This window comes from Halomonas sp. DP5Y7-2 (genome assembly GCF_019802025.1).
GTDB classification, from domain to species: domain Bacteria; phylum Pseudomonadota; class Gammaproteobacteria; order Pseudomonadales; family Halomonadaceae; genus Halomonas; species Halomonas litopenaei_A.
The window spans coordinates 501170-526471 of record NZ_JAHVHY010000003.1; the positions used below are offsets into that span (position 1 = coordinate 501170).

Sequence of the window (25302 nt, forward strand, 5' to 3'; positions counted from 1 at the left end):
TGGCGGCGCGCTAGAGGCTTGGCTCCTGGCGTCGTCCGGCGGGCTCTTCCTGCTGGGCACGATGGAAATCCAGCCCCGGCTCGCGTTGCTTGCGTTGGGCGAGGGGCTCGGCCTCGCGGGTCACCCGCGCGCTGCCGACGACGGCGTCGTCGTCCTCGATGGAGCGTGCCTGCGATGTCCAGGCCTTGTCGCCATCATGTACCGCCGGACGCCGGTCATAGGAGCGCGTCACTACGGCGCCTGGCGCAAAGCCGGGGCGCTGGGCACTCAGGTGGTGGGGCAGTAACCACAGCTCCGCCAGCAGACGCAAAGCCAGCATGGTCAGCAGGGTGACCCCCGCGCCCACGGCCAGAGGTGGCCAGCTGTCACTCCAGCTCGACATGGTGACCCATGGAGAGCGTGGTATCAGCCACCACAGGCCGGCAGCAAGAACACCGAGTTGGGCCAGAAGGTGGCAACAAAGCAGGGTGCGCCGGGCCAGGGGGGCGCGGGGTAGCAGGAACTGGCGCATGGTCTGGGTCCTCCAGCAGGTAGCCCGTTTTGGACTATCCACAGATATGAATCTTTGCTCGGCGGGGGAGAGTGTGTGCTCACTTGGCTCGCCGGCGGGCCAAGTCGCTGCATCCTACCCCAAATAGTGTCCTTGTGGTCAGTGTCCGAGATGGGCGACGCAGGTGTCGCCGAAAACCATCAGTTGACGCATCTGAGGTCCGTTGCCATGGTGATTCTGTACCGGTCATTGTGCCGGAGTGACAGAGCTCAGGGAGGCGAGGACTGATCATGACGACCTATATCGTGGTAGCCGATGCGTCACGGGCGCGGATTTTCACCCGTGAAGGGCGCCGGTTTGAAGAGCTGGAGAGTCTTGTGCATGCCGAAGGCCGGCTGCATGAGGGGGATCTAGTGACCGACAAGGGCGGCGATGTTCATGAGTCCAGTGCAACGTCATCTCGCCAAGCGGGTAGCGAGGACGTCGCAACGCATCACCACGAAGTACTGTTCGCACGAGAAGTGGCCGATCGGTTGTACAAGGCCCGAGTGGATAACAGCATGGAGAAGCTGATCATGGTAGCGCCCCCCCGCTTCCTTGGTCATCTGCGCGATAAGCTCGATGCTCCGACTGCCAAGTTGGTCATACACACGCTGTCCAAGGACCTGACCAAGGCAGACAGTGCGCGTATCAGCGATGCGGTGGATGATCTGCGCTGAAATAGGCCCCACGTCGCGGCCGTTCAACAGGCACGGCGCGACGTGGGGCGCCGTCACGGTATCTGGGGCAGATCGATCTGGTCGCTGCGCTGGATGCCCTCTGTCATGTGGCGGCACTGTCTAAGGAATTCCCGCATGCCGGCCGTGAGGTACTTGTGCCGGTGCCAGATAAAGGTGAACTGACGACTGAGATCCAGCTCCGGTGTGGGCAACGGGGTCAGGCTGCCACGCCGAAAGGCGTCGCGTAGCGCCAGTCGTGAGACGCAACCGATCCCCAGGCCCGACTCCACCGCACGTTTGATCCCCTCGGTATGTTCCAGCTCCAGCAGGATGGTAAAGCGTCCACGACGATGACGTGCCGCCTGCTCCAGAGTCAGGCGCGTCCCTGACCCTTCCTCTCGCATGATCCAGGGCTCTCTCAGCAGACGGTCCAGTTCCACTGGCCCCGTGTTGGCGAGGGGGTGGCGGGGTGAGCAGAACACCACCAGATCATCCTCGACCCAGGGCTGGGTGATAACGTCATCTTCTTCACATTGCCCTTCGATCAGGCCGAGGTCGAGCTGGTGGTGGCGCACCGCATCAATGATGGATCGGGTATTACGTACCTGCAGGCGGACGCGACTGCCGGGATGTCGCTGCATGAAGTCGCTGATCAGCAGGGTCGCCAGATAGTTGCCGATGGTCAGGGTGGCGCCCACATCCAGAGTGCCGATGCCCTGCTGTCCCCGGAGCAGTTCTTCCACTTCTTCGGCGCGGTCGAGCAAGGCCACCGCCTTGGGCAGCAGTTGGAAGCCCAGGGCATTGAGCTTTAACCGTTTGCCGATGCGATCCAGCAATTGGCAGTCGAATTGTCGCTCAAGCTCTGCCAAGGCGGTACTTGCCGCGGATTGGGACAGGGACAGGGCGCGGGCTGCCTGAGACACGCTTTCGTGCTGGGCGACGGCCACGAAGACCTCCAGCTGGCGAAGGGTGTAGCGCATGGTTGAGGCTCCTTGAGGGGGGATCAGGCACCCGCCGCGGATAGCGAAAATTCCCGATGAAGACTGTCTATATCAAAGAAACAGATAAGACATATCCATACAATTCATTTAACAGATAATATGGCCGGTCTTAGAATTATCCGCAAGATTTAATATCAAGGCTTATTCTTTAAACGTATAAGCCCACGCTTTTAAGGAGTTGGCATGAGCAAGTTTGCCCTGGAAGAGGTGCTGAGCGTTCACCATTGGAACGACTCCCTGTTCACCTTCCGCACCACTCGTGAGCGCAGCCTGCGCTTCAAGAACGGCCAGTTCGTGATGATCGGGCTCGAGGTCAATGGCAAGCCACTGATGCGTGCCTACTCCGTGGCAAGTCCCAATTATGAAGACCACCTTGAGTTCTTCAGCATCAAGGTGCCGGATGGTCCGCTGACGTCACGTCTGCAGCACCTGCAGGTGGGCGACCAGATCATGGTCAGCCGCAAGCCTACCGGTACCCTGGTATGCGACGATCTGCTGCCTGGGCGTAACCTTTACATGCTCTCCACCGGCACCGGCCTGGCGCCGTTCTTGAGCCTGATTCAGGACCCCGAAGTGTACGAGCGCTTCGAGAAGGTGGTGCTGGTGCACGGTGTGCGTCACGTGAATGAGCTGGCTTACGCCGACTTCATCACCAAGGAGCTGCCGGCTCACGAGTACCTGGGCGAGGAGATCAGCGAGAAGCTGGTCTACTACCCCACCGTGACCCGTGAAGACTTCCACACCATGGGCCGCCTGACCGATCACATCCGCACTGGCAAGCTGACCGACGACAAGGGCCTGCCGCCCATCGATCCCAAGCAGGACCGGGCCATGATCTGCGGCAGCCCGGCCATGCTGGATGACACCAGCGCATTGCTCGACGAGCTCGGCTTCAATATTTCCCCGCGCATGGGCGAGCCTGGCGACTACGTCATCGAGCGTGCCTTCGTGGAGAAGTAAGGCACCTCGACAGGACGCCGTAAACGACGACGCCGATGGCCACTTGCCATCGGCGTCGTCGTTGGAGCTGGCGGATTGAATTGCCTGGACTGGCCGGTGTGGCGGTGGTCAGTCGCCGAGCGCCTCGGCGATCTCGCGTTCGCCGTCCAGCAGCACCGTCTCGTGGTTACGAATCTTTGTTTGCCCCAATAGATGGACCAGGGCGAGGGCCACGTTGGCTCGGGATATCTGGTTGTTGCCCCCGGTCTCGTCCAGTGACGTGGCCACCCGGCCGGTGGCGTCGTCGTCGGTGAGCCGGCCTGGCTTGACGATGACATGGTCCACCTTGCTGCTGCGCAGATAGGCATCGGCGGCGAACTTGGCGGCCATGTAGGGCCTGAGCTTCTCCGGCGCTTGCAGCGGCTGCTCGGCTCGCATGGCGCTGACCATCAGCATGCGGTCCAGCCCCAGGCGGCTGGCCTCGTCCGCCACCCGTGTAGCGGCGTAGAGGTCGATCAACAGTGTCTTGTCGGGCCCGGTGTTCGGACCTGAGCCGGCGGTGAACAGCACCTGATCGCAACCATCGAAGGCGGCGGCGAAGTCGTCCTCCAGGTCGGCGACGACCGTCTCGATCCCCTGTTGCTCGAACCAGTCGCGCTGCTCGGCGCGTCGGACCATGGCGCGAATCGGATGTCCCTGGCGGTGGGCGATGGCGCAGACCTGGCGGCCGATCTGGCCGTTGGCACCTATCACGAGTGTGGTCATGTCGTCCTCCTTGTCGATACCTGGGAAAGACCATGGCGTCGAAGGGGAAGACTTTCAATGGGGAGCGAATCGATGGCGACGCCGCCTGCAGGCCGGTACCCTGTGCGTCTTCCCCTTACCCACCCGCTCAGGAGCAGCGATGAATCCTCAGGACCTGGAACGCCTGGTTACCTTGCCGATGCCTTTCGGCAAGCATCAGGGCACCTTGATCGCCGATCTGCCCGGGCCCTACCTGGCGTGGTTTGCTCGGGTCGGGTTTCCCCCCGGAGAGATTGGACGTCTGCTGGCGTTGATGCACGAGATCGACCACAACGGCCTGAGCGACCTGCTGGAGCCGTTGCGACGCCGGGGGTAAGCGGTAGCGAGCGGTATCGGGAGGGAATCCCCAGGAAGCCGTCGCAATGACGGCGTCCCTGCCGGTCTAGTCAGACCGCGTCCTTGTCGGTCTCGCCCGTACGAATACGGATGACCTGCTCGAGGGGGGTGGCGTAAAGAAAGCTGCCATCGCCCTTTGGCGACCACCCGCCACCCTTCAAGGTTCGCTTAGACGGCGTCCTTGTCGGTCTCGCCCGTATGAATACGGATGACCTGCTCCAGGGGAGTGGCGTAAAGAAAGCTGCCATCGCCGGTCAGACCGCGTCCTTGTCGGTTTCTCCGGTACGAATGCGGATGACCTGCTCGAGGGGGGTAACGAAGATCTTGCCATCGCCAATCTTGCCGGTGTTGGCGACCTGTACGATGGCTTCGATGACCTGCTCCGTCATGCTGTCATCCACCGCGACTTCGAGCTTCACCTTGGGCAGAAAATCCACCACGTACTCCGCGCCTCGATACAGTTCGGTGTGGCCCTTCTGTCGTCCAAAGCCTTTGACCTCTGTCACCGTAATGCCCTGAACGCCGATCTCGGAGAGCGACTCGCGCACGTCGTCGAGCTTGAAAGGCTTGATAATCGCGGTCACCAGTTTCATGGCGGTTTCCTCATCCTGTCCGTGTAGGGGCGGCGTGCGGCATGTCCGTCGCTAACCCGTGGGCGGCGCGCCGTTGCGCCTGACCTGACTAGTGTGACAAAGCATACCCCTGGCAACCAGCAATAAAAAAGGCCCCCGAAGGGGCCAGGTGGAGCACGCCAGCTCACTGGAGTCGCGGGTAAGCTCAGGCTTACTTCTTGGCGACGTTAAACTCGGGGTAGGCTTCGAGGCCGCATTCGGCAAGGTCGACGCCTTCGTATTCTTCTTCTTCGCTGACACGGACACCCATGATCGCCTTGATGATCAGCCAGACGACCAGGCTGGCGGTGAAGACCCAGGCGAAGATGCCGGCAATACCGAGCAGCTGGGCACCGAAAGTGGCGTCGGCGTTGTTCAGCGGTACCGCCAGGACGCCCCAGATACCTGCAACACCGTGGGCAGAGATGGCACCGACCGGATCATCAAGGCGCAGCTTGTCGAGCACCACGATGGCGACCACAACCAGGATGCCGCCTACTGCGCCGATCAGGGTGGCGCCCAGGGCGCTGGAGGACAGCGGGTCGGCAGTGATGGAGACCAGGCCGGCGATGGCACCGTTCAATGCCATGGTGAGGTCCGCCTTGCGGAACCAGATCTTGGCCAGGATCAGTGCTGCAATGACGCCGCCTGCGGCAGCCGCATTGGTGTTGACCAGTACCTGGGCCATGTTGTTGGCAGAAGCGACGTCGGAAACCTTGAGCTCGGAGCCGCCGTTGAAGCCGAACCAGCCCAGCCAGAGGACGAAGGTACCCAGTGTGGCCAGCGGCATGTTGGCGCCAGGAATCGCGTAGATCGCGCCGTTCTTGCCGTACTTGCCCTTACGCGGGCCGAGGACCAGCACACCCGCCAGGGCGGCAGCGGCACCCGCCATGTGAACAATGCCGGAACCTGCATAATCGGAGAAGCCTGCTTCAGACAACCAGCCGCCGCCCCAGGTCCAGTAGCCAGACACTGGATAGATGAAGGCCGTCATGACCACAGCGAAGGCCAGGAAGGCCCACAGTTTCATGCGCTCGGCAACGGCACCGGAGACGATGGACATGGCGGTGGCCACGAACACGACCTGGAAGAAGAAGTCGGCGCGAGCAGAGTAGTAGGGGGCATCTTCGCCACCGGCCAGCACGGCATCGACGCTGTTCTCAGTGCCGATCAGAAAGCCCAGATTGGGAATGATGCCGCCACCGTCGGACGAATACATCAGGTAGTAACCCACCAGCAGATACATGGTGCAGGCCACGGCGAACAGCACGATATTCTTGGTCAGAATTTCGGCGGTATTCTTGGCCCGGACCAGCCCGGCCTCGAGCATGGCGAAACCGGCTGCCATCCACATGACCAGGGCGCCGCAGATGAGGAAGTAGAAGGTATCCAGCGCGTAGCTGAGTTCACTGATATCAACCATGAGAGTGTCTCGCTATTTATTATCGGGAGTCAGGGCAGGGGCGGACATCAGACCGCGTCCGAACCGCGTTCGCCGGTGCGAATGCGGATGACATCTTCCAGCGGCGTGACGAAAACCTTGCCGTCACCGATCTTGCCGCTGTTGGCCGCGTTGCAGATCGCTTCCAGCACGCTGTCCAGGCGAGCTTCGTCGACGGCCACCTCGACCTTGACCTTGGGCAGAAAGTCCACGACATATTCCGCGCCGCGGTAGAGCTCTGTGTGGCCCTTCTGACGGCCAAATCCCTTGACCTCTGTCACGGTGATGCCCTGGACGCCGTTGTCGGCCAGCGCTTCACGAACGTCGTCCAGCTTGAAAGGCTTGATGATGGCGGTGATCAGTTTCATGGCATGGCTCCCTACGTGCATGGGTGGCGGCTTGTTTCCGCTCGGTGCATGGATACGTTGTCATAGCGGGAAATGTGCCACTTTATTCCTAATATCTTTTATTACATGAACTTGGAGTTAATTGAGGGCGTGTTGGATATGCGGGAGGCTGCATAGCGGGGGTAAATTGCGGCACTGCATCAATGACGATGCACTACTTTGGTGCTTGGCGCTGAGGCGCGTGCGCCATCAGTGAGCGCGCGACGTTCCGTCATGACGGCGGGAAGGACCGTCGTCGTTAGCCCACCTGGCCCGCCAGCGTTGTAGCCAACGTAGGCAGCCAAGAGACATGCGTTGGGCGTCAGGCTTGCGTATGCTGTCGGCAATAGAGTCGCCGTTTTGATGCACAAGGAGAGCCCCATGATCAGTCAGGATCGCATCAGCCGTTTAGCCCAGCAGATTGGAGAGCGTCTGCAGGGCGCTTCTCAGGCCCCGGAAGACATCCAGAAGGGCGTGCAACAGGTAGTGCGTGGCGCCTTCGACCGCCTGGAGCTGGTCTCGCGTGAAGATTTCGACATCCTGATGGATGTATTGCAGCGTACCCGCTCACGCGTCGAGGCCCTCGAGAAACAGGTCGCAGCTCTGGAGAGCCTGGTCGATGAGCGCGCAGCGGCGGGTCAGACAGGTGCCGATGCAACGCCCGCGGTCAGCGAGGAGGCTGCCGAAATCCCCGTACCCCCTGCGACCCAAGGACAGGACGGCGCGGCCAAGGGCGGTGAAACGCCATCGGCGTGATCTCTACCAGAGCACTTGGCTAATGTAGCGGGCCGGCATAGGGATATGCCGGCCCGGCTGTTTCTGGCGTGCGCAGGCGGCGAGGGGCCGATGATCGTGGTCTACTGACAGCCATAACGTCAGCCGTCAGGCAGGGAGCCCATGACGCTTGCCATCATCACGACCCGTGCCGGGGTGGGGCTGGATGCTCCAGAAGTTCAGGTCGAGGCGCACCTGGCCAACGGCTTACCCGGAATGACCTTGGTGGGACTGCCGGAAACCGCCGTCAGAGAGAGTCGCGAGCGGGTGCGCAGTGCCTTTGCGACCTGTGGTCTCGACTACCCCTTGCGTCGTATCACCCTGAATCTTGCCCCTGCCGATCTGCCCAAGGAAGGGGGACGCTTCGACCTGCCTATTGCGCTGGGACTGCTGGTGGCATCGGGGCAGTTGCCTGCGGCGGCGCTGGACGGCATCGAGTGTGCCGGAGAGCTGGCGCTGGATGGGCGGCTTCGTCCTGTCGCCGGCATGCTTCCCTTTGCCATGGCCACCCTTCGGGCTGGGCGGCGATTGATCCTGCCTGCCGCCAATGCCCAGGAGGCTGCGCTGGTCAGCGGCCTTGAGGTGCTTCCCGCCGACCACCTATTGGATGTCATCGCCCACTTGAGTGGACGGGTGCCGCTACAGACGTGTACTGCGGCAGCATCGTCGATGCCGGTTGAGGCAGCCTTGGATCTCTGTGATGTGCGCGGACAGTATCAAGCGCGTCGCGCCCTGGAGGTAGCGGCGGCTGGCGGTCACAACCTGCTGTTCGCCGGTCCGCCAGGTACCGGCAAGACATTGCTGGCCAGTCGCCTGCCCGGCATCCTGCCGCCCCTTGAAGATCATGAGGCCCTGGAAGTGGCGGCCATTCGCTCCGTCTGTGCGCTGCCATTGTCAGAAGGCTTTGGCTGTCGTCCCTTTCGCTCTCCCCACCACACTGCCAGCGCGGTGTCCCTGGTGGGGGGCGGGTCGAGGCCGCGTCCCGGCGAGATTTCCCTGGCCCACTGCGGCGTGCTGTTTCTCGATGAATTGCCTGAGTTCAGCCGGCAGGTGCTGGAAGTGCTCAGGGAGCCACTGGAGAGTGGAGAGATTCACATCACCCGAGCCAGTCACGAGCGTCGTTTTCCGGCTCGGTTCCAGCTGGTGGCTGCCATGAACCCCTGCCCCTGCGGCCACCTGGGGGATCCACGCCAGGACTGCAGCTGCACGGCGTCACAGATTCAGCGTTACCAGTCGCGGCTGTCTGGCCCGCTGCTGGACCGCATCGACCTGCAGGTCGAAGTGCCGGGACTGCCGGTTGAAGAGTTGACCTCTCAGCAGCCTGGCGAAAGCACCGCCATGGTGCGGGCGCGGGTGATGGCTGCGCGGGAGCGGCAAATGGCGCGGGGAGGGTTGAACGCGCGCTTATCGGGCAGGGCACTGGAAAACGCCTGTGCCCTGGATGCCACCGAGCGCGCCTGGCTGGCGCAGACGCTGGAGCGCCTGCGACTGTCGGCCCGGGCCTACCACCGCGTCCTGAGGGTGGCGCTGACGCTGGCCGATCTCGGTGCCAAGGACGCACCAGGGCATGACGAACTGATCGAGGCGATTGGCTACCGCCAACTGGACCGTTTGCTCAAGCGAGGTTAGCCGGACACGGGGGGCACCTGACCAGTGGGGCCAGAATGCCACCACGAGCATGAGCATGTCGTGGGATATGGCCCGGTGTGATTACAGCGCGTCGGCGTCGAAGGCGCCATTCAGCACCGTCGACCACAGTGCCGCGCCGTCGCCAGGCCGCCTCAGGCGTAGTTCAAAGCGATAGGGCACCAGCTCCCGATCTGACAGACGCAGGCGCGGGCCATCGGCAATCAGACGGCTATCGATCAGCCACTGTTGGGTGTCCGCGGCGGGGGTATCACCGGGTTGCCAGTCCAGTACCTGGGGGCCATCGTCGATGGCCAGCAGGCCGCGGGTCAGGCTCTCCTGCACGCGGGCGACGCTCAATGACAACCGTTCATCCACATTGGGCGGCGACAGCAGCAGCACCTGATCGATCAGCGGCGTCTCCGCCAGGGGAGGAGCCTGGGCGACCTGCTCGGCGGCATGGTGGCCAAGTCCCAGCAGCGCCTGACGCAAGCTATCGGGGCGCTCCGGCGCTCCCGCGCAGCCGCTGAGCCAGACCGCCACCAGCCACGTCAGCCATCGCAGAGTGCTGAAGGAATGACGGGTGCTGGATGGGCGGGCAAAGACGTTGGGGAGGAACCGACTCTGGGTCAGGCGTCTGGGCATCGTCGTGACATCCTTTTCACGGGGGGCTCTGCGCTGAGCTGTTGCTCCAAAAAGTGACGCACTTCCTCGAAAAGTTCCAGCCGTATGTCCTCGGCTTCATTTACCAGGTGGTGTCTCGCTTCGGCGTGGCAATGCACCGTGGCCTGGGGGAACTTCTTGCCGAGCACGGCCAGATTCCATGGGCCATCCACGGTCATGTCCTTTTTACCCTGCACGATCAGGGTAGGCAGCTGACAGGGCGGCAGTTGCATCAGGCGCGGCATCCAGCGACGCATGGCCGTGACCCAGCCGGTAGGTAAGCGGACCGGCTGCAGGGGATCCTGCTCCCGCAGGAAGGTCGCGAAATCATCATCGTTGGTATTGGGGCGAAACTTTCTTGGCACACTATCGACGAATGGGCTGACCAGCAGGTGGACCCATGCTGCCCGGGTCCATCCCCAGGGCCTGACCAGCGGTGCCAGCAGCACCAGCGCAGACCAGTGACCGTCGTCACCGCGGCTCAGAGCGTCGGTGGCGAGGATCGCCCCTCCGGTGCTCTGTCCAAGCCCAATCCAGGGGCCAGAGGCGAGGCCATGGTCCCCCAGGTACTGCTGAAGGGCGCGCAGGCAGTCACCATAGTCCGCGAAGTCTTCAATATCGGCACGCTCACCGCTGGACAGACCGTGCCCAGGTAAATCCCACAGCACCACGGTCAGTTCGAGCTCCAGCAACAGCTTGAGCAGATGCCGATAAAGGCCAAGGTGGTCGTAATAACCGTGGACCACTACAGCGGTGCCCCTGGGCTTCCGTGGACGCCAGACCTGCGTCCATAGGCGAAAGCGCGGGGTCTCGATATTGCCCGCATGCAGGGTGACCCGGTCGTCGAGTATCGCATCGAGGCGATAGTGCGACAGGTACTGTTCGAGCACCTGCTCCAGGGCCGGGGTGGCGCCAGCCGCGGACAGTCGGCCCCCCTGATTGACGATGGTCGTCAGCGTCTCGATGTTTTCGAGTGGGGTGTAATCGGTCATGGCATCCTCCGCGGGAAGGTGCGGCCGTGTGGCGGGAGCCCGAAGCTAACAAAGTCATCGGGTACGCTGGGTGGGAGCCACCAGCGCGCTGCCCCTCGCTTGCCTGCCCAGTCCCTGTCTGAGTAAGACAGCGAGATGGGGCCGGTGGTTGCCGTCATCCATCTGGTCCGGCACAGCGTGAGGCAGCCCATCGGCAGGCCTGAAAACCTTCCTGTTAACGCATCCTTGCTCATTCCATGCTAGCGATTGCGCCTGTTCGGCACCACTGTTTCCTAATCATTGGTTACGTCGCAGGCTTATCTTTTGGTCTAGCCTTGGGGGAAAGACGAAGCGTTTGGGTTTACATGTGGAATTATTTTCCACAAAATCTTTCGGGAGCAGTCACCTTTCATCCTGTCCGGCCGGATGGTGCCAGGGGGGCACCCAAGGCCCAACGAGGAGCTAGACCCCATGACGCAACGCATTACTCGCCATCGCCTTCAGGTGGCCGCCGAGCTGGACCAGTTCATCAATGATCAGGCGCTGCCCGGCACAGGTATTGATCCCGAGGACTTCTGGAAAGGCGTAGACGCGATCTTTCACGACCTGGCGCCCGAGAATCGTGAGTTGCTGGCCGAACGTGATGCCCTGCAGCTCAAGCTTGATACCTGGCATCGCGAGCACCCCGGCCCGGTCAGTGACATGGCGGCGTATCAAGCCTTCCTGAAGGACATCGGATATCTGGTGGACCCGCCTGCCAAGGTCGAGGTTACTACCGAGAACGTGGACCGCGAGATCGCGTCTCAAGCCGGCCCGCAGCTGGTGGTTCCGGTCAACAATGCTCGCTATTCCCTGAATGCGGCCAATGCGCGTTGGGGCAGCCTTTATGATGCTTTGTACGGCACAGACGCGATCTCCGAGGAGGACGGTTGCGAGAAAGGCTCGAGCTTCAATCCCAAGCGTGGGGCAAAGGTGGTGGCCTACGCTCGCAATGTGCTGGACCAGGCGGCGCCGCTGGCCACAGGCTCACATCGTGATGCGGTGAAGTACTTCCTGCGCGACGGACACCTGGTCGTCTCACTGGAAGGTGGACGCGAGACCGGTCTGAAGGAGCCCGGCAAGCTGGTGGGATATCAGGGAGATGCCGCTGCGCCCAGCGCTGTGCTGCTGTCCCACCACGGCCTGCACCTGGAAATTCAGGTGGACGACAGCCACCCCATCGGCAAGACCGATCCGGCTCATGTCAAAGATGTGGTCGTCGAGGCCGCGCTGACCTCCATCATGGACTGTGAGGACTCGGTTGCGGCGGTGGACGCCGAGGACAAGGTGGGGGTCTATGCCAGTTGGCTGGGCCTGATGAAAGGAGACCTGACGGCCGAGGTGTCGAAGGGCGGCAGTTCCTTCACCCGTCGCCTGAACCCGGACCGTCAGTACCTGACACCGGATGGTGGCGAGCTGACGCTGCCCGGCCGCTCGCTGCTGTTCGTGCGCAACGTTGGTCACCTGATGACCAACCCGGCCGTGCTGGATGCTGACGGCAACGAATTGCCCGAGGGCATTCTCGACGCCATCATGACCTCATTGATTGCGCTGCATGACCTCAACAAGAGCGATGATCAGCCGCGCAACTCGCGCACCGGCTCTGTCTATATCGTCAAGCCGAAGATGCACGGTCCGAAGGAAGTGGCGTTCGCCAACACGCTGTTTGGACGCGTCGAAGACCTGCTGGGCATGGCTCGCCATACCCTCAAGATGGGGATCATGGACGAGGAGCGGCGTACCTCGGTGAACCTCAAGGCCTGCATCAATGAAGCCACCAGTCGCGTGGTGTTCATCAACACCGGCTTCCTGGATCGCACCGGCGACGAGATGCATACCGCCATGGAAGCGGGCCCGATGCTGCGCAAGGGTGACATGAAAGGTGCCGACTGGATCCAGGCTTACGAGCGCAGCAATGTGCTGGTCGGACTGGCCTGTGGCCTGCGTGGTCGTGCTCAGATCGGCAAGGGCATGTGGGCCATGCCGGACCTGATGGCGGCCATGATCGAGCAGAAGATTGGTCACCCCAAGGCCGGTGCCAACACCGCATGGGTGCCGTCTCCGACGGCGGCGGCACTGCACGCGCTTCACTACCACCAGGTCGACGTGGCCCAGGTGCAGCGCGAGCTCGAGGAACTGGATGAAAGCGAGCAGCGTGAAGAGCTGCTCAAGGCCCTGCTGACGATACCGGTGGTCAGCTCCGCGGACTGGTCCGATGAGGCGATTCAGCAGGAGCTGGACAACAACTGCCAGGGTATTCTTGGCTACGTGGTGCGCTGGGTCGAGCAAGGCGTTGGTGCTTCCAAGGTGCCGGACATTCATGACGTGGGCCTGATGGAAGATCGTGCCACGCTGCGTATTTCCAGCCAGCATATTGCTAACTGGCTCTATCACGGCGTAGTGGATGCTGCGCGGGTGGAAGAGACGCTCAAGCGCATGGCGAAGGTGGTGGATGGGCAGAATGAAGGCGACCCGGCCTACACGCCGATGAGCCCGGACTTTGCCAACTCCAGCGCTTTCCAGGCCGCCAGCGATCTGATCTTCAAGGGGCGTGAGCAGCCTGCCGGCTACACCGAGCCGCTGCTGCACCACTGGCGCCAGGTCCACAAGGCGAAGTAAGACGCTCAAGACGTTGTCGAGCGCATCACCAGCACCCCCGGAACCCTGTTTCCGGGGGTGCTGCGTTGTGCCCTGGTGGCAAGGGCGTTGAGGTATGGTGTCGCGCCTTGGGGTATGGTGAAGTCGCTGGACTGCTTTCAGGGAGAGAGCCATGACCGTGATGACCGCCGCCGCCATCGAGGATTTTCTCGATGATGTCTTCCCACAGCGCTGTGGCACCATCGAGGCCGTGTCCGAGATGCGTGCGACCATGAGTCTGGCCATCGAGGACGAGCATTTGCGGCCCGGTGCCAGTGTGTCGGGTCCCACCATGATGGGCCTGGCCGACGTGTGTCTGTACGTGGCCATCCTGGCACAGATAGGCCCAGAACCCATGGCCGTCACTAGTAACCTCAACTGCCATTTTCTGCGTCGCGCGCGGGGTGATCGCGACCTTATCGCCAATGCCCGGTTGATCAAGCTTGGGCGACGTCTGGCGGTGGGGGAGGTAGAGCTGTTCTCTGATGGAGATGAGGCGCCGGTGGCCCATGTGACGGCGACCTACGTGCTGCCGGACGCTGACTGATGATCAGCGGGGCTGGCGCCAAAGTCCCCAGGCGAGGGCCAGCCATCCCAGCAGCAACAGCGTACCGCCGATGGGGGTGATCACCCCGAGTGGGCCCAGCCCGGCACCTGCCAGTCCCGCCATGGCCATGGCGTAGAGCGACCCCGAGAACAGCAGCACCCCCACGAGCCACAGTTTCAGGGCCAGTAATTGAGCAGGGATCGGGAACTGCGACCGCCATGCCAGCACGGCCATGGCGGCCAGGGTGTGCCATGCCTGGTAGCGCACGCCGGTGACAAAGGCCGCCGACAGGCGCTCGGGCAAGCGGTCGTGCAGACCATGGGCGGCGAAGGCCCCGAGGCCGACGACGCAGGCCCCGGACAGGGCCAGGGTGATCCACCAGTGGCGATCAGGCATTAGGGGGTCTCTCTGTGGGTGAGGCGTGAAGCGTCTGCCGGCGGCCGGGACAGTTGCAAGGAATCTGCCCCCAACCGTACCCCGAGACGCTGTGAGTCGCTACAATGTGGGCCCCGCGACATCTTGAAAATGAGGTGGCCATGCAGATCCAGCTCAATGGTGAGCCCCACGCCCTCGACCGCGAACAGACCGTGGCAGAGTTGATTGACGCGCTCGGCCTGGGTGGTCGGCGTATCGCCGTCGAACTCAACGAGGATATCGTGCCGCGCAGCCAGCACGCGCAGACGCCGCTGGCCGATGGCGACAGGATCGAGATCGTCCACGCTATCGGAGGTGGTTGAGGCGAGCCATCCCGCTTCACTCTCATGGTGCGCCGCTCGACGGCGGCCCAGAATCGCTTTGCGAGTAAGGACCAGAGCATGACCGATATCTTTCAGGACAGCCCGCTACGGGTCGCCGGCTACAGCTTTTCTTCACGCTTGCTGGTCGGGACCGGCAAGTACAAGGACTTTGACGAGACCGGCGATGCCATCGCCGCCAGTGGCGCGGATGTTGTCACCTTTGCGGTGCGCCGCACCAATCTGGGCCAGGAAGCCGGCGAGCCGAACCTGCTCGACGTCGTCCCACCTGAGCGTTACACCCTGCTGCCCAATACGGCAGGTTGCTACAACGCCAAGGACGCTGTGCGCACCTGTCGCCTTGCCCGTGAGCTGCTGGATGGTCACAAGCTGGTCAAGCTTGAAGTGCTGGGCGATGACAACACCTTGTATCCCAACGTGGTGGAGACCCTCAAGGCGGCTGAAACCCTGGTAGCCGATGGTTTCGACGTCATGGTCTACACCAGCGATGACCCCATCGTTGCCCGAGAGCTCGAGGCGATCGGCTGCTGCGCGGTGATGCCCCTGGGTTCGCTGATCGGCTCCGGTCAAGGCATTCAAAACCCCTACAATGTGCGGTTGATCATCGAGCAGGCCAAGGTGCCCGTGCTGGTGGATGCCGGCATTGGCACCGCATCAGAAGCCGCGTTAGCCATGGAGCTGGGCTGCGACGGGGTGCTGATGAATTCCGCCATTGCCCACGCGCGCCAGCCGGTATTGATGGCCGAAGCCATGAAGCACGCGGTACAGGCCGGGCGCCAGGCGTTTCTTGCCGGGCGCATGCCTCGTCGCAACGCTGAAGCCTCCTCACCTTTCGCTGGACGCATCAACGTGTGAAGCCGGCCTAGGGAACGCGCTGTCGTCATGTTGCGAATGCAGCAGTGGCGGCAGCGCTTTCCGCAGAAGCGCTGCTCACCAGTCACTTTTTACGCCGCCAGACACCATCATGACCGATCAAGACCGCCCGCAAGAGGGCAAGAATACTGGCCCCGAAGGGCCCGAGGCACCGCTGCATCGTCGCGGTATCAAGAGCTATGTGCTGAGGGCCGGGCGCATGACCCAGGCGCAGACGCGTGGGCTGGAAGAGGTATGGCCGAAGCTTGGTCTGACGCTGGATCAAGGGCGCCAGGACCTCGACGCGTTGTTTGGACGCAGCGCCCCTAGAGTCGTTGAAATCGGCTTTGGCATGGGGGCATCACTGGTCGAGCAGGCTGAAACTCATCCGGATACTGACTTTATCGGCATTGAAGTGCATGCGCCGGGAGTCGGCAAGTTGCTGGATGAAGCCGACAAGCGTGGGCTGACCAACCTCAGGGTGTATCGCGAGGATGCCCTGGCGGTGCTCGAGCAATGCTTGCCGGAAGCCAGCCTGACCACCCTCCAGCTGTTTTTCCCGGACCCTTGGCCGAAGAAGAAGCACCACAAGCGGCGTATCGTTCAGCCAGCCTTTGTGGAGCTGGTGCGCCAGCGGCTCAAGCCGGGCGGCACCCTGCACATGGCGACCGACTGGGAGGCCTACGCCGAGTGGATGGCCGAGGTCATGGATGAGGCGCCGGGCTACGTCAATACGGCGACCGAGGAGACGACACCCTATGTGCGGCGTCCCGACTTTCGTCCGTTGACCAAGTTTGAGGCGCGGGGCGAACGGCTCGGTCACGGTGTCTGGGACCTGATCTACCGCCGCGCCGAGTAAGCCGCGCATCGGCTCCTCGCCCTGGACGCTGGCGCCCTGCAGCCAGCGCCCACAGGGCACCGAGCAACGACACGACCAGGCCACTCAGGCCAAGCATGTCGGTACGATCGCCGAGCAGGACGACACTCAATGCCAGTGTCACTGCGGGCGTCAGCGCGATCAGTGCCGAGGTCGATGTGACCCCGAAGCGGCCGAGACTGGCGACGAAAAAGCCGTAGCCTCCGAAGGTCGACAGCAGCACCAGCCAGATCAGCGCCACGCCGCTGTCGAGTGTCAGTGGTGGAGGCGTGGGCACGCCTGGCTCCAACAGCAGTGCTGCGACCACAAAGACCAGCGTGGCAGCGCTCAGCTGCAGGGCTAGCCGCAGCACCAGGGAGAGTGGCTCAGGACGCGCATGCTGGGAGCCCGGGCGTGAGGTGTCAGGGGGTGTCAGCACGCTGCCCAGAGAGACCGCCGCCACCGCGAGCAACGGTAGCAGATAGGCCCACCAGGGCGCGCCACCGGCACTCTGCATGTCACCGGTGATCATGGCAGCGGCGCCCAAGGTGGCCAGTCCCATGCCCCACCACTGTGCCTTCTCACTTTTCTCATGGAGCAGGTGCTTGGCCAGCAAGGCAGCCGCCAATGGCTGCAGGGCTCCGATCAATGCAGCCACCGAAGCACTCACCCCTTCCGCCACGGCGATCAACATCGCCAGCAGATAGACACCAACGGTCAGACTGCCGGTCAGCAGTTCATGCTGAACCTGTTGTCGATTCGGACGCAAACCGGGGCGTCGCCTGAGACAGGCCACCACGACCCAGGTCAGCGCCGCAGCCAGAGCGAAACGGTAGCTGTAGAGGCCCAACACAGGAGTGTTCAGCTCCACCGCCAGACGACTGCCTACGAAGCCACTGCTCCAGCAGAGCACGAAACCTGCCGCGAGACAGCAGGCTCCGACGGTCTTGCTGGGGGCGGTGAGAAGGCCGCGGTGCCCGACGTTTAGCGAAAGGGTGGGTCTTTGCATCGTTACCTCCTCTAGGCATCGGTGGATGAGTCAGCGTTGGCTTAGTCTGCCCAGATGCTAGACTTTCGAGTAGCGAAAGCTTTTGCACGCTGACTTCAATGTTGCTTAACCCTGGAGGAGGTATGGGAGAGGGCCCATCGTTGGATCTTGAAGCATTGCGCAGCTTTGTCACGGTGGCCCAGCAGGGCAGTCTGGCGGGTGCTGCGGCTCTGCGTCATCGCACTGTCAGTGCCTTGAGCATGCAGATCAAACGCCTGGAGGAACGCCTGGACGCGCGGCTGTTGATACGCGGCCCACGGGGCGTATCGCCGTCGCCGGCGGGTGAAGCCTTGCTCCAAGAAGCGCGTGAACTGCTGCGCCAGCACGATAGCCTGGTGGCCAGGCTGACAGGACAGGGACTGAGTGGTCGGGTGCGTTTCGGGATGCCTGAAGGCTATGCGCCGCATTTGGTGGAGCAGATCCTGCCTGATTTCCTGGCCAGCCATCCCAATGTCTTGCTGGAGGCGGTGACGGCGCCGAGTGGAGAGTTGGCGCGTCGCCTGGAACGCGGCGAGCTGTCGCTGGCCGTCGCGCTGGACCGACCCCACCAGCTGGGAGCGGGAGAGTCACTGTGGCAGACCGCTCCGGTGTGGGCTGCGTCGCGTGAATTTCGTCTCACTGATGACGCGCCGCTGCCGCTTGCTCTGCACCCTCTGGACTGCCCATTCCGCTCTCTCGGGGTAGAGGCCCTCGACAGCCAGGGGCGTGATTGGTACGCCGTCTTTACCAGTACCAGTATCCATGCCGTCGAGAAGGCCGTAGAAGTCGGCTTGGCCGTGAGCATTCTCGACCGTCAGCGGCTGACGCCCAGAATGCGGGTGCTGGATGAGCGAGACGGGCTTCCTGAGCTGAGTCACTCACACGCGTGTCTGTACTTCAGCAGGCGGATTGCGGCGGCGTCATGGCCAGCCGTAGACGCCCTGGCGACCTTGCTGCGACAGCGCCTGTCGGGTGCCGGGCCCTGGCCTGCCCATGGTCGCGAGTCACGACAGATGAACGCGGGTAGCTGACGGAGAGCGTCTCGAGGGTAGGCGGAGCACAAAAGAAAACCGCTCCAGGGGGAGCGGTGAAAGGACCGTGACTAGCAATGAGGAGGAGAAACCAGATAGCGACTGGCAGAGTCTGTATCTGGTGTCAGTGGCTCATCAACACTGACAACATCAGCGTAAATCATTCTCATTTTCCCCGTCAAGCGTAACGAGAATTCTTTTTATTCATGCCTTCTGAGCGTCGTTGATCTCTGGCTGGCTGTCGTTGGTCTGCGTTGGTCTGGAAAGGGGGAAACAAAAAGGGGAAATGAAAAAGCCGCTCCCAAGGGGGAGCGGCGAAGGACCGTGACTAGCAATGAGGAGGAGAAACCAGATAGCGACGAACAACGCCTGGTATCTGGTGTCGGCGGCTCATCAACGCCAACAAGGTAAGCGTAAATCATTCTCATTTATCGCGTCAATACAAACAAGAATATTTTTTATTTAAGGCGGCGGCCAGCGCTGCTGATGCCATCGCGTTGGCCTGGCCGATCGCTGAATGGCCACAGGCCACAGGTCACAATAGAAAAAGCCGCTTCCAAGGGGAAGCGGCGAAAGGACCGTGACTAGCAATGAGGAGGAGAAACCAGATAGCGACTGGCAATGCCTGTATCTGGTGTCGGCGACTCATCAACGCCGACGAAGTAAGCGTAATTCATTCTCATTCGCTTCGTCAACACAAACGAGAATCTTTTTTATATGGGGCCTGTGCGGCTCAGGTCAGCTGCATCCACAGTGGCAGCGTCAGCATCGCGGCCAGGGTCTGCGCCGTGATCAGCCCGGCCATCAACTCAGCGTCGCCACCGAGTTGGCGCGCGAGAATATAGGCAGAGGTGGCGGTGGGCAGCGCAGCAAACAACAGCGCCACATTCAGGCTGACCGGATCGAGCCCGCAGACCCAACCAAGTGCAAGGACCAGTGCTGGCATGAGGATGAGCTTGGCCAGACTCGAGACCCACAGGCCCAGGTCCCGGCGAAGCAGTGCCTGGGGACGAAGTGCCACGCCGACAGCCACCAGACCAAGGGGAAGCGCAGCTCGACCCAGCAGTTCCAGCGTACCTGCCGACCAGCCAGGCAGACCGATGCCGGACAGGTTGAGTCCAATGCCGATCAGGCACGCCAGGATCAGAGGGTTCTGGGCCAGTGCCCACAGCGAGCGCCAGAGCCCGGAACGTCCCAGGGTTCCGGCGGCAATAAAGGTCAGCACACACAGGACATTGACGGTCGGAATCATCAGCGCCAGCGCTACCGCCGCGACGGTCGCGCCCTGGCTGCCGTGCAAGGCGGCCGCCCCTGCCACCCCGACATAGGTGTTGAAGCGAACAGCCCCTTGAAAGACCGATGTAAAGGCGGCGGCGTCAAGGCCAAGGCGCGGCTTGCACCACCAGAGCAGCAAGGATAGGGCAAGCATGGTGCCGAGCAGGACCACGGCCAGCCGAACCACCGGTACCTGGCTGATATCTGCGCGTGCCAGAGTCGCGACCAGCATGGCAGGAAACAGCAGAAAGTAGATCAGCCGTTCCATGCGTGCCCAGAAGTCGCCACCGGGGAAACGTGCAAGCCCGAGCAGAGCACCCAGCAATATCAGCAGGAAGAGAGGGCCAAGGGCCGCGGTGATGGAGGCCATGTACGATCCTTGTTCGAATGACGCCCGAGGCGACGTGGTGATGCGTTGTTGTCAGTCCAGCGCGTTGATAACTGCGACATTGTCGCGCAGGGGGCTTCGGGATTTTGCTGATAAGCTAAGGTGACACCCATTCTGCTCTGGAGGTCGTCCTCCAACATGGATTCGCGCCAGTCCTCAGCCTCGCGTGGCGCACGTCGTCCACGACTGCGCATGCTGATCACCGTTACCGTGGTCACGCTGCTGGTTGCCCTATGGTACCTGTTGCGCTACGAACTTGGCGATCATCAGGAGACGGTCTGGTACCCCGCAGCCCCAGGGTGCGATCTGCACCAGGGGCCCTGTTCGGCCAGCCTCGGAGAGGGGGAAAGCGTCTCTCTTGCCATCGCGCCTGACAGCAGTATTCAGCCTCTCGTCGCGCTGCCTCTGGCGGTTCGCATCGACGGTGTAGCTGCTGAGAACGTGAGGGTGTCATTCGAAGGGGTCGATATGGACATGGGCGAGCACCGTTTTACGCTGTCCGCCGAGCCACCAGACGAGAACGGCGTGAGTCAGTTCACCGGTGAGGGGCAGCTGGGCATCTGTACGCGCGAGACCATGGTCTGGCGTGCCCGGGTCAGCTTCGATACGCCACGAGGGCGCGTAGGCAGTTTTTTCGACCTGGAAGTCGAGCGTAGCCTGCCATGACCTCCCGAATTTCTGCGCGGCGTCGCTGGGCCTTGGGGCTGGCGGGGGGCCTGGTGGTGGCGGCAGCCTTGCTCTGGAGCTTCAGACCCTGGCAGGTGACGCCGCCGTCGGGGCCTGTCGGCGGCAACATCGAACTTCCTGCCACCACCGGCACGTTTTCGCTGTCAGCATTGCAGGATGACCAGGTCGCCGTGCTGTTCTTTGGCTACAGCTGGTGCCCTGATGTCTGCCCCATCAGCCTCGCCGTCGTGCGTCAGGCGCGCCTATCGCTTCCCCCTCAGCTACGCCGTCGAGTGGTGCCGGTCATGATCTCGGTAGACCCCGAACGCGATACGCTGGAGCGACTGGAGGAGTATCTCGCCGCCTTCGGTGACGACATGGTCGGAGCCACAGGGAGTGCCGCCGAACTAGCGGACATTGGCGAGCGCTATGGCGTTGTCTGGCGCAAGGTCGAGACACCAGACTCGCAGATGGAATACGCCGTGGATCACACCGCCTCCCTGTACCTGGTCAAGCCAGACGGTACGATCCTTGAGCGTGTCCTGCATTCACCGACTCCAGGCCCGCTACAGGCAGCCCTTGATCGAGCGCTGGCCGAGTAAGCCAGCGCGCCTCATCGTTCCATGAACATCGTCGCATCAAGGGCGTTGCTGCAGTCGATCGATCATGCTCATCAGCGCGCTGACCTGTCGGCCATCGCGGCTGTCATGCAGCGGGTCCTGTTGCCAGGTGCTTTCGCTGAAACCCCACCAATCCCAGCACCCTTTCGGGTTGGCCAAGCTTGCTTCCGCCTGGGGATACAGCACGACCAGGCCGAGGCGCTCGGCATAGCGATTCAAACCGCTGGCCTTGGCGAAGGCGGGCGGCTGGATCGCCTCGTCGTCGGTGTCGTCCACCGCCATCTCACAGCCGTGGAAGGCGACCACGAGCTTGCACGTGTTCTGCTGCTGTTCACAGGCCTCGGGCAGGTACAGAAAACCGGTATCCGCCAGGCCCTTGGCGTCGAACTCGCGCTGATCGAAGGCGATAAGTCGCGCGTCGCTCGCAAACCCCGCAAACTCGGCTGGCTCGGCTGGCTCGGCTGGCTCGGCTGACTCGGCTGGCTCGGCTGACTCGGCTGACTCGGCTGACTCGGCTGACTCAGGTGGCTCGGCTGACTCAGCTGGCTGGAGCGCGCCAAGCCACCAGGTGAGGTAGTCTCCGGCCAGATCGGTATGGCAGTCCAGCAGGTAAGGGGGGCCTCCTTCGCTGCAGTCTGCCAGAGGGATGTCGCTCTCCACGGTGGTGGGCCACCCATGTCCGGCGTCGGGATGAAAGACGGCCTGAAGCTGACGTTCGTCAGTCAGCCAGCCTTGCCACTGAGTAACGGCTGCGTGGCCTACCGCGGGGTCGATGGTGCCGTCCTTGTCGCCGTGCCACAGGTACACTCGCAGCTCGGCAAGATCGTCTGCGTCCCCTACCCGCGATTGCTCACGATAGCCCTGCAGGCGCCGATCAATGGCTGCCAAGTCCGCTGTACCGTGCCGTTGTCCCATGCACTGACCGAGGGCCACCCCCAGCTCACCCAGGGCGCATCCCCACGGTCCGCTGGCGACCAGGCCCAGGGCCTCGAAGCGTGAGGGCCAGGCCACTGCCAGCTGCTCCGCCATGTAACCCCCGGAAGACACGCCAATGGTGGCGGTATGCTCGGCTGATAGACCGAGCGCCGGGAGCGCTGGGGGCTGTGCCAGCGCTGGCATCGCCAAAAAAAACGCCAGCCCCCCGAGGAGGCTGGCGTTGGTCCGGCGAGCTGGGCGCACTGCCTCAGCCTTCATCACTGGGATTGATATCCAGCAGCTCGACCTTGAAGATCAAGGTCTCGTTCGGGCCAATCGGTCCCTGTCCACGGGCGCCGTAGCCAAGCTCCGGCGGAATGACGACTTCCCAGGTATCGCCCACGTTCATCATCTGCAGGGCTTCCTGCCACCCTTCAATGACCTGGCCGACCTGGAAGGAGACGGGCTCGCCACGCTCGTAGGAGCTGTCGAAGACAGTCCCGTCGATCAGCTTGCCTTCGTAGTTGACCTGGACAGTGTCACCCGCTTCAGGTGACTCACCGTCGCCTTCTTCCAGTTCCTTGTACTGAAGGCCGGAATCGGTGGTGGTCACGCCGTCTTTCTCGGCGTTGTCAGCCATGTAGGCCGCGCCTTCTTCCTGGTTGGCGTCTGCCTGTTCAGCCATTTCTTCGGCGCGTTTCTGCTGCTCCTCCGCGCGCTTGGCCATGGCGTCCTCCTGGAACTTGGTCAACGCCGCCGCAATTTCCTCGTCGGTCATGTCCAGGTCGCCGCCGGCGAACACATCGTTGATGGCGTCACTGAAGGCGTCGGTATCGAGGTCTTCCACGTCCTGCTTGATGCTCTGGCCCAAGGTCACACCCAGGCTGTAGCTGAGTTTCTCCTGGTCGCTTTCCGGTGCAGAGAAGGCCAGCGGAGCGGCACCCAGCAGGGCGATCAGCGAAGCGGAAGTCAGCAGTGTCTTCATGGAAATCCTTGTCTGGCGGCGTCGGCCGCAGTGTGAATGTCGTTGGTGTGACTGTATCAGGCGGCAAAGGGTTCCGCATCCGTCGCAGTCTACTCCATACGAACAAGACCCGGATCAGGGATCCGGGTCTTGTTTGTCGTGCTTGGCTTGCCGTCTGATGACCGACTAGACGACCAGGGTAGGACACTGGGCGGAGCCGGAAACGCGCTGTGCGACGCTACCGAGGATCAGGCTGGCATCGCCGTTGGTGCCCTGGGCCCCAATGACGATCAGATCGCAGTCTCGCTTGCGAGCAAAGCGCACGATGGTGCGTGAGGGGCGGCCACCCTTGACGAAGGCACGCACCTTTTCCAGCGGCACCCCCAGTTCTACCGCATGGTTCTTGGCATGAACGGCGATTTCGGACGCATATTCCTTGAGCGCGTCGTCTGGCAGGTCCAGCTTGTCGGGACGGACCATCGACAGCGAGGCCTCGAGCAGGCTGTGATGCTTGAAAACGCACAGAATATAAAGCTCAGCGCCGGTCAGGTACTGCAGACCCACGCCCTTTTCCAGTGCTTTCATGGCGCCTTTGGAGCCATCTACCGCCACCAGGATACGATTGAACATCGGTTTCTCCTTGAGCCGTAGCTGTGCTATCGGAAGGCAATATCACGCAGGAACAGCGCAATCTGCGGGAACATGATCAACAGCGCTGCTGCCAGGATCAGCAGGAACACGAACGGTGGCGTGCCTTTGATCACGTCCAGATAGGGGCGCTTGAAGATCGCGATGGCGGTAAATATGTCGCAGCCAAACGGTGGCGTGGCCGACCCTATGGCCACCTGCAAGGTGATCAGGATGCCGACCAGCACGGGATCCAGGCCGGTCGCCTCGATGGCTGGCGCAAAAATGGGCGTGAGCACCAGGATCACCACGATCGGATCCACGAACATGCAGGCCACAAAGAAGGCCACGCAGATCGCGATCAGCACGCCGGTGGGCCCCGCCTCATTGATACCCGCTGCCTCCAGCAAGGCCTGGGGGATCTGGGCGAAGGAGATGATCCATGAGAAACCATTGCCTACGGCCACCAGAATGAACACCACGGCGGTGATCAGCCCCGTGGATTTGGCGATCGCATAGATATCGCCCATCTTCAGCGAACGGAACACCACGAACTCGAGCAACACCGCGTACAGTACGCAGGCAGCCGCCGCTTCGGTGGGGCTGAAAATGCCGCCGTAGATACCGCCGACAATGATGACCGGGAAGCCCAGGGGCCATAGCGCCTGTCTGACGGACGCCAGTCTCTCGCCCCATGACGCCTTGGGTTCTGTCGGTACATCGCGAATCACCGCGTAGGCCACGCAGTAGAGAGAGAACATCAGTAGAATCAGCAGACCAGGACCAATGCCTGCGATGAACAGTTCGCCGATGGATGTTCCGGAAATGACGCCATAGATGATCATGCCGATGCTCGGCGGGATCAGGAAAGCAATGTCACTGGCGTTGATGATCAGGGCCAGGGTGAAGGAGTCGGAATATCCCGCCTTGAGCATGCGTGGACGCAGCGGTGAGCCGACGGCCACCACGGTCGCCTGGGTAGAGCCCGATACTGCACCGAATAGCGTGCAGGAGGCGGCGGTGGACACCGCCAGTCCACCTTTCACATGGCCGATAAAGGCCATGACCATATTGATCAGTCGCTCCGCCGACTGACCGCGGGTCATGATATCGGCGGCAAGGATGAACATCGGCACCGCGATCAGTGAGGCTGGTCTGATGCCGGCCATCATCTGCTGAATCAGTGTATCCATCTGATCCAGCCCGTTGAACATCATGAAGAAGCCGATCACCGCGGCGGTAATCAGCGGAATCATCATGGGAAAGCCCAGCAATAGCAGGGCAATCATGGTTGTGACCATTATCGTTGTCATTGGGCCATTTCTCCTGCGGCTACCGTCAC

Annotated in this window: 27 protein-coding genes and 1 pseudogene; 13 read left to right on the top strand and 15 right to left on the bottom strand. The window is 62.3% G+C overall.

The features are described from left to right. Positions 1 to 10: 10 nt before the first annotated feature. Entirely contained in the window at positions 11 to 511 is a 501-nt protein-coding gene (locus KUW18_RS05830; RefSeq protein ID WP_206942219.1) for a hypothetical protein, read from the bottom strand. Between the two features lie 269 nt (positions 512 to 780). On the opposite strand from KUW18_RS05830, the gene KUW18_RS05835 reads away from it, so the two are divergent. Beyond that, a complete protein-coding gene (locus KUW18_RS05835) occupies positions 781 to 1209 on the top strand; it encodes a host attachment protein (protein WP_206942221.1) in 429 nt (142 codons plus the stop codon). A 53-nt stretch (positions 1210 to 1262) separates the two neighbouring features. Here KUW18_RS05835 and KUW18_RS05840 read toward each other — a convergent pair whose 3' ends face one another. Beyond that, positions 1263 to 2189: a LysR family transcriptional regulator gene (locus KUW18_RS05840; RefSeq protein ID WP_206942223.1), complete on the bottom strand. Its 927-nt coding sequence runs from the start codon at positions 2187 to 2189 to the stop codon at positions 1263 to 1265. A 204-nt stretch (positions 2190 to 2393) separates the two neighbouring features. On the opposite strand from KUW18_RS05840, the gene KUW18_RS05845 reads away from it, so the two are divergent. After that, complete coding sequence (locus KUW18_RS05845; RefSeq protein WP_045993904.1) at positions 2394 to 3170, top strand: ferredoxin--NADP reductase; 777 nt, start codon at positions 2394 to 2396, stop codon at positions 3168 to 3170. A 108-nt stretch (positions 3171 to 3278) separates the two neighbouring features. Here KUW18_RS05845 and KUW18_RS05850 read toward each other — a convergent pair whose 3' ends face one another. Next, a complete protein-coding gene (locus KUW18_RS05850; protein ID WP_222560989.1) occupies positions 3279 to 3914 on the bottom strand; it encodes an SDR family oxidoreductase in 636 nt (211 codons plus the stop codon). Between the two features lie 139 nt (positions 3915 to 4053). Here KUW18_RS05850 and KUW18_RS05855 point away from each other — a divergent pair, with 139 nt between their 5' ends. Next, positions 4054 to 4269 carry a DUF3820 family protein gene (locus tag KUW18_RS05855; protein ID WP_045993906.1) on the top strand — a complete coding sequence of 72 codons (216 nt, stop codon included), beginning with the start codon at positions 4054 to 4056 and terminating at the stop codon, positions 4267 to 4269. Between the two features lie 274 nt (positions 4270 to 4543). Here KUW18_RS05855 and glnK read toward each other — a convergent pair whose 3' ends face one another. From glnK to KUW18_RS05870, 3 genes are all read right to left on the bottom strand, one after another. Next, entirely contained in the window at positions 4544 to 4882 is a 339-nt protein-coding gene (gene glnK / locus KUW18_RS05860) for a P-II family nitrogen regulator (protein WP_206942236.1), read from the bottom strand. A 190-nt stretch (positions 4883 to 5072) separates the two neighbouring features. After that, entirely contained in the window at positions 5073 to 6323 is a 1251-nt protein-coding gene (locus tag KUW18_RS05865) for an ammonium transporter (RefSeq protein ID WP_206942239.1), read from the bottom strand. A gap of 47 nt (positions 6324 to 6370) precedes the next feature. Next, a complete protein-coding gene (locus tag KUW18_RS05870; RefSeq protein WP_206942240.1) occupies positions 6371 to 6709 on the bottom strand; it encodes a P-II family nitrogen regulator in 339 nt (112 codons plus the stop codon). A 399-nt stretch (positions 6710 to 7108) separates the two neighbouring features. On the opposite strand from KUW18_RS05870, the gene KUW18_RS19720 reads away from it, so the two are divergent. Both KUW18_RS19720 and KUW18_RS05880 read left to right on the top strand, forming a co-directional pair. Next, positions 7109 to 7483 carry an accessory factor UbiK family protein gene (locus tag KUW18_RS19720; RefSeq protein WP_224851911.1) on the top strand — a complete coding sequence of 125 codons (375 nt, stop codon included), beginning with the start codon at positions 7109 to 7111 and terminating at the stop codon, positions 7481 to 7483. Between the two features lie 141 nt (positions 7484 to 7624). Continuing rightward, on the top strand, positions 7625 to 9130 hold the full coding sequence (locus tag KUW18_RS05880; protein WP_222162199.1) for a YifB family Mg chelatase-like AAA ATPase: 1506 nt from the start codon (positions 7625 to 7627) through the stop codon (positions 9128 to 9130). Between the two features lie 81 nt (positions 9131 to 9211). On the opposite strand, the gene KUW18_RS05885 is transcribed toward KUW18_RS05880, so the two are convergent. Together KUW18_RS05885 and KUW18_RS05890 are read right to left on the bottom strand one after the other, a co-directional pair. Continuing rightward, positions 9212 to 9772, bottom strand: coding sequence for a hypothetical protein (locus KUW18_RS05885; RefSeq protein ID WP_261396430.1), 561 nt, complete (start codon positions 9770 to 9772; stop codon positions 9212 to 9214). Then, on the bottom strand, positions 9757 to 10782 hold the full coding sequence (locus tag KUW18_RS05890) for an alpha/beta hydrolase (protein WP_222560990.1): 1026 nt from the start codon (positions 10780 to 10782) through the stop codon (positions 9757 to 9759). The genes KUW18_RS05885 and KUW18_RS05890 overlap by 16 nt, the downstream gene beginning before the upstream one ends. A 450-nt stretch (positions 10783 to 11232) precedes the next feature. Here KUW18_RS05890 and KUW18_RS05895 point away from each other — a divergent pair, with 450 nt between their 5' ends. Then, positions 11233 to 13419, top strand: a complete 2187-nt coding sequence (locus KUW18_RS05895; protein WP_222560991.1) for a malate synthase G — start codon at positions 11233 to 11235, stop codon at positions 13417 to 13419. Positions 13420 to 13570: 151 nt separating this feature from the next. Next, positions 13571 to 13984, top strand: coding sequence for a PaaI family thioesterase (locus KUW18_RS05900; RefSeq protein ID WP_206942244.1), 414 nt, complete (start codon positions 13571 to 13573; stop codon positions 13982 to 13984). A gap of 3 nt (positions 13985 to 13987) precedes the next feature. Here the strand turns inward: KUW18_RS05900 and KUW18_RS05905 are convergent, their stop codons facing one another. After that, the gene (locus KUW18_RS05905) at positions 13988 to 14380 is read right to left on the bottom strand and encodes a DUF423 domain-containing protein (RefSeq protein ID WP_206942245.1); all 393 of its coding nucleotides are present in this window, start codon (positions 14378 to 14380) and stop codon (positions 13988 to 13990) included. 140 nt (positions 14381 to 14520) lie between these two features. Here KUW18_RS05905 and thiS point away from each other — a divergent pair, with 140 nt between their 5' ends. The 3 genes from thiS (at position 14521) to trmB (ending at position 16450) form a co-directional block, all read left to right on the top strand. Further along, positions 14521 to 14721: a sulfur carrier protein ThiS gene (gene thiS / locus KUW18_RS05910; RefSeq protein WP_206942247.1), complete on the top strand. Its 201-nt coding sequence runs from the start codon at positions 14521 to 14523 to the stop codon at positions 14719 to 14721. A 78-nt stretch (positions 14722 to 14799) separates the two neighbouring features. Then, entirely contained in the window at positions 14800 to 15594 is a 795-nt protein-coding gene (locus tag KUW18_RS05915) for a thiazole synthase (protein WP_206942249.1), read from the top strand. A gap of 109 nt (positions 15595 to 15703) precedes the next feature. Further along, on the top strand, positions 15704 to 16450 hold the full coding sequence (gene trmB / locus KUW18_RS19725; protein WP_261396431.1) for a tRNA (guanosine(46)-N7)-methyltransferase TrmB: 747 nt from the start codon (positions 15704 to 15706) through the stop codon (positions 16448 to 16450). Positions 16451 to 16508: 58 nt separating this feature from the next. On the opposite strand, the pseudogene KUW18_RS05920 reads toward trmB, so the two are convergent. Next, positions 16509 to 17456, bottom strand: a pseudogene (locus tag KUW18_RS05920) (DMT family transporter); the annotation flags it as partial. A 122-nt stretch (positions 17457 to 17578) separates the two neighbouring features. Between KUW18_RS05920 and KUW18_RS05925 the strand changes: the two are divergent. Next, entirely contained in the window at positions 17579 to 18505 is a 927-nt protein-coding gene (locus KUW18_RS05925) for a LysR substrate-binding domain-containing protein (protein WP_206942253.1), read from the top strand. A gap of 733 nt (positions 18506 to 19238) precedes the next feature. Here the strand turns inward: KUW18_RS05925 and KUW18_RS05930 are convergent. Then, on the bottom strand, positions 19239 to 20150 hold the full coding sequence (locus tag KUW18_RS05930; protein WP_206942255.1) for an AEC family transporter: 912 nt from the start codon (positions 20148 to 20150) through the stop codon (positions 19239 to 19241). A gap of 156 nt (positions 20151 to 20306) precedes the next feature. Here KUW18_RS05930 and KUW18_RS05935 point away from each other — a divergent pair, with 156 nt between their 5' ends. Beyond that, on the top strand, positions 20307 to 20834 hold the full coding sequence (locus KUW18_RS05935; RefSeq protein ID WP_222560993.1) for a hypothetical protein: 528 nt from the start codon (positions 20307 to 20309) through the stop codon (positions 20832 to 20834). Beyond that, positions 20831 to 21436, top strand: coding sequence for an SCO family protein (locus KUW18_RS05940; RefSeq protein WP_222162191.1), 606 nt, complete (start codon positions 20831 to 20833; stop codon positions 21434 to 21436). Before KUW18_RS05935 ends, KUW18_RS05940 begins: the two co-directional genes overlap by 4 nt. Before the next feature lie 36 nt (positions 21437 to 21472). On the opposite strand, the gene KUW18_RS05945 is transcribed toward KUW18_RS05940, so the two are convergent. From KUW18_RS05945 to KUW18_RS05960, 4 genes are all read right to left on the bottom strand, one after another. Then, positions 21473 to 22573, bottom strand: coding sequence for an alpha/beta hydrolase (locus KUW18_RS05945; RefSeq protein ID WP_261396432.1), 1101 nt, complete (start codon positions 22571 to 22573; stop codon positions 21473 to 21475). 64 nt (positions 22574 to 22637) lie between these two features. Beyond that, on the bottom strand, positions 22638 to 23354 hold the full coding sequence (locus tag KUW18_RS05950; RefSeq protein WP_206942260.1) for an FKBP-type peptidyl-prolyl cis-trans isomerase: 717 nt from the start codon (positions 23352 to 23354) through the stop codon (positions 22638 to 22640). Positions 23355 to 23519: 165 nt separating this feature from the next. Continuing rightward, positions 23520 to 23963, bottom strand: coding sequence for a universal stress protein (locus tag KUW18_RS05955; protein WP_206942262.1), 444 nt, complete (start codon positions 23961 to 23963; stop codon positions 23520 to 23522). Positions 23964 to 23989: 26 nt separating this feature from the next. Next, positions 23990 to 25273, bottom strand: coding sequence for a TRAP transporter large permease (locus KUW18_RS05960; protein ID WP_206942263.1), 1284 nt, complete (start codon positions 25271 to 25273; stop codon positions 23990 to 23992). Positions 25274 to 25302 lie beyond the last annotated feature (29 nt).

Bases quoted from the DNA above. Each gene is read 5' to 3' on its own strand.
- KUW18_RS05885 (WP_261396430.1), bottom strand. From the start codon at position 9,772: ATGCCCAGACGCCTGACCCAGAGTCGGTTCCTCCCCAACGTCTTTGCC.
- KUW18_RS05855 (WP_045993906.1), top strand. From the start codon at position 4,054: ATGAATCCTCAGGACCTGGAACGCCTGGTTACCTTGCCGATGCCTTTC.
- KUW18_RS05905 (WP_206942245.1), bottom strand. From the start codon at position 14,380: ATGCCTGATCGCCACTGGTGGATCACCCTGGCCCTGTCCGGGGCCTGC.
- KUW18_RS05925 (WP_206942253.1), top strand. From the start codon at position 17,579: ATGGGAGAGGGCCCATCGTTGGATCTTGAAGCATTGCGCAGCTTTGTC.
- KUW18_RS05935 (WP_222560993.1), top strand. From the start codon at position 20,307: ATGGATTCGCGCCAGTCCTCAGCCTCGCGTGGCGCACGTCGTCCACGA.
- trmB (WP_261396431.1), top strand. From the start codon at position 15,704: ATGACCGATCAAGACCGCCCGCAAGAGGGCAAGAATACTGGCCCCGAA.
- KUW18_RS05960 (WP_206942263.1), bottom strand. From the start codon at position 25,273: ATGACAACGATAATGGTCACAACCATGATTGCCCTGCTATTGCTGGGC.
- KUW18_RS05840 (WP_206942223.1), bottom strand. From the start codon at position 2,189: ATGCGCTACACCCTTCGCCAGCTGGAGGTCTTCGTGGCCGTCGCCCAG.
- KUW18_RS05845 (WP_045993904.1), top strand. From the start codon at position 2,394: ATGAGCAAGTTTGCCCTGGAAGAGGTGCTGAGCGTTCACCATTGGAAC.
- KUW18_RS05835 (WP_206942221.1), top strand. From the start codon at position 781: ATGACGACCTATATCGTGGTAGCCGATGCGTCACGGGCGCGGATTTTC.
- KUW18_RS05890 (WP_222560990.1), bottom strand. From the start codon at position 10,782: ATGACCGATTACACCCCACTCGAAAACATCGAGACGCTGACGACCATC.
- KUW18_RS05865 (WP_206942239.1), bottom strand. From the start codon at position 6,323: ATGGTTGATATCAGTGAACTCAGCTACGCGCTGGATACCTTCTACTTC.
- KUW18_RS05915 (WP_206942249.1), top strand. From the start codon at position 14,800: ATGACCGATATCTTTCAGGACAGCCCGCTACGGGTCGCCGGCTACAGC.
- KUW18_RS05895 (WP_222560991.1), top strand. From the start codon at position 11,233: ATGACGCAACGCATTACTCGCCATCGCCTTCAGGTGGCCGCCGAGCTG.
- KUW18_RS19720 (WP_224851911.1), top strand. From the start codon at position 7,109: ATGATCAGTCAGGATCGCATCAGCCGTTTAGCCCAGCAGATTGGAGAG.
- KUW18_RS05830 (WP_206942219.1), bottom strand. From the start codon at position 511: ATGCGCCAGTTCCTGCTACCCCGCGCCCCCCTGGCCCGGCGCACCCTG.
- glnK (WP_206942236.1), bottom strand. From the start codon at position 4,882: ATGAAACTGGTGACCGCGATTATCAAGCCTTTCAAGCTCGACGACGTG.
- KUW18_RS05880 (WP_222162199.1), top strand. From the start codon at position 7,625: ATGACGCTTGCCATCATCACGACCCGTGCCGGGGTGGGGCTGGATGCT.
- KUW18_RS05950 (WP_206942260.1), bottom strand. From the start codon at position 23,354: ATGAAGACACTGCTGACTTCCGCTTCGCTGATCGCCCTGCTGGGTGCC.
- KUW18_RS05955 (WP_206942262.1), bottom strand. From the start codon at position 23,963: ATGTTCAATCGTATCCTGGTGGCGGTAGATGGCTCCAAAGGCGCCATG.
- thiS (WP_206942247.1), top strand. From the start codon at position 14,521: ATGCAGATCCAGCTCAATGGTGAGCCCCACGCCCTCGACCGCGAACAG.
- KUW18_RS05940 (WP_222162191.1), top strand. From the start codon at position 20,831: ATGACCTCCCGAATTTCTGCGCGGCGTCGCTGGGCCTTGGGGCTGGCG.
- KUW18_RS05900 (WP_206942244.1), top strand. From the start codon at position 13,571: ATGACCGTGATGACCGCCGCCGCCATCGAGGATTTTCTCGATGATGTC.
- KUW18_RS05930 (WP_206942255.1), bottom strand. From the start codon at position 20,150: ATGGCCTCCATCACCGCGGCCCTTGGCCCTCTCTTCCTGCTGATATTG.
- KUW18_RS05945 (WP_261396432.1), bottom strand. From the start codon at position 22,573: ATGCCAGCGCTGGCACAGCCCCCAGCGCTCCCGGCGCTCGGTCTATCA.
- KUW18_RS05870 (WP_206942240.1), bottom strand. From the start codon at position 6,709: ATGAAACTGATCACCGCCATCATCAAGCCTTTCAAGCTGGACGACGTT.
- KUW18_RS05850 (WP_222560989.1), bottom strand. From the start codon at position 3,914: ATGACCACACTCGTGATAGGTGCCAACGGCCAGATCGGCCGCCAGGTC.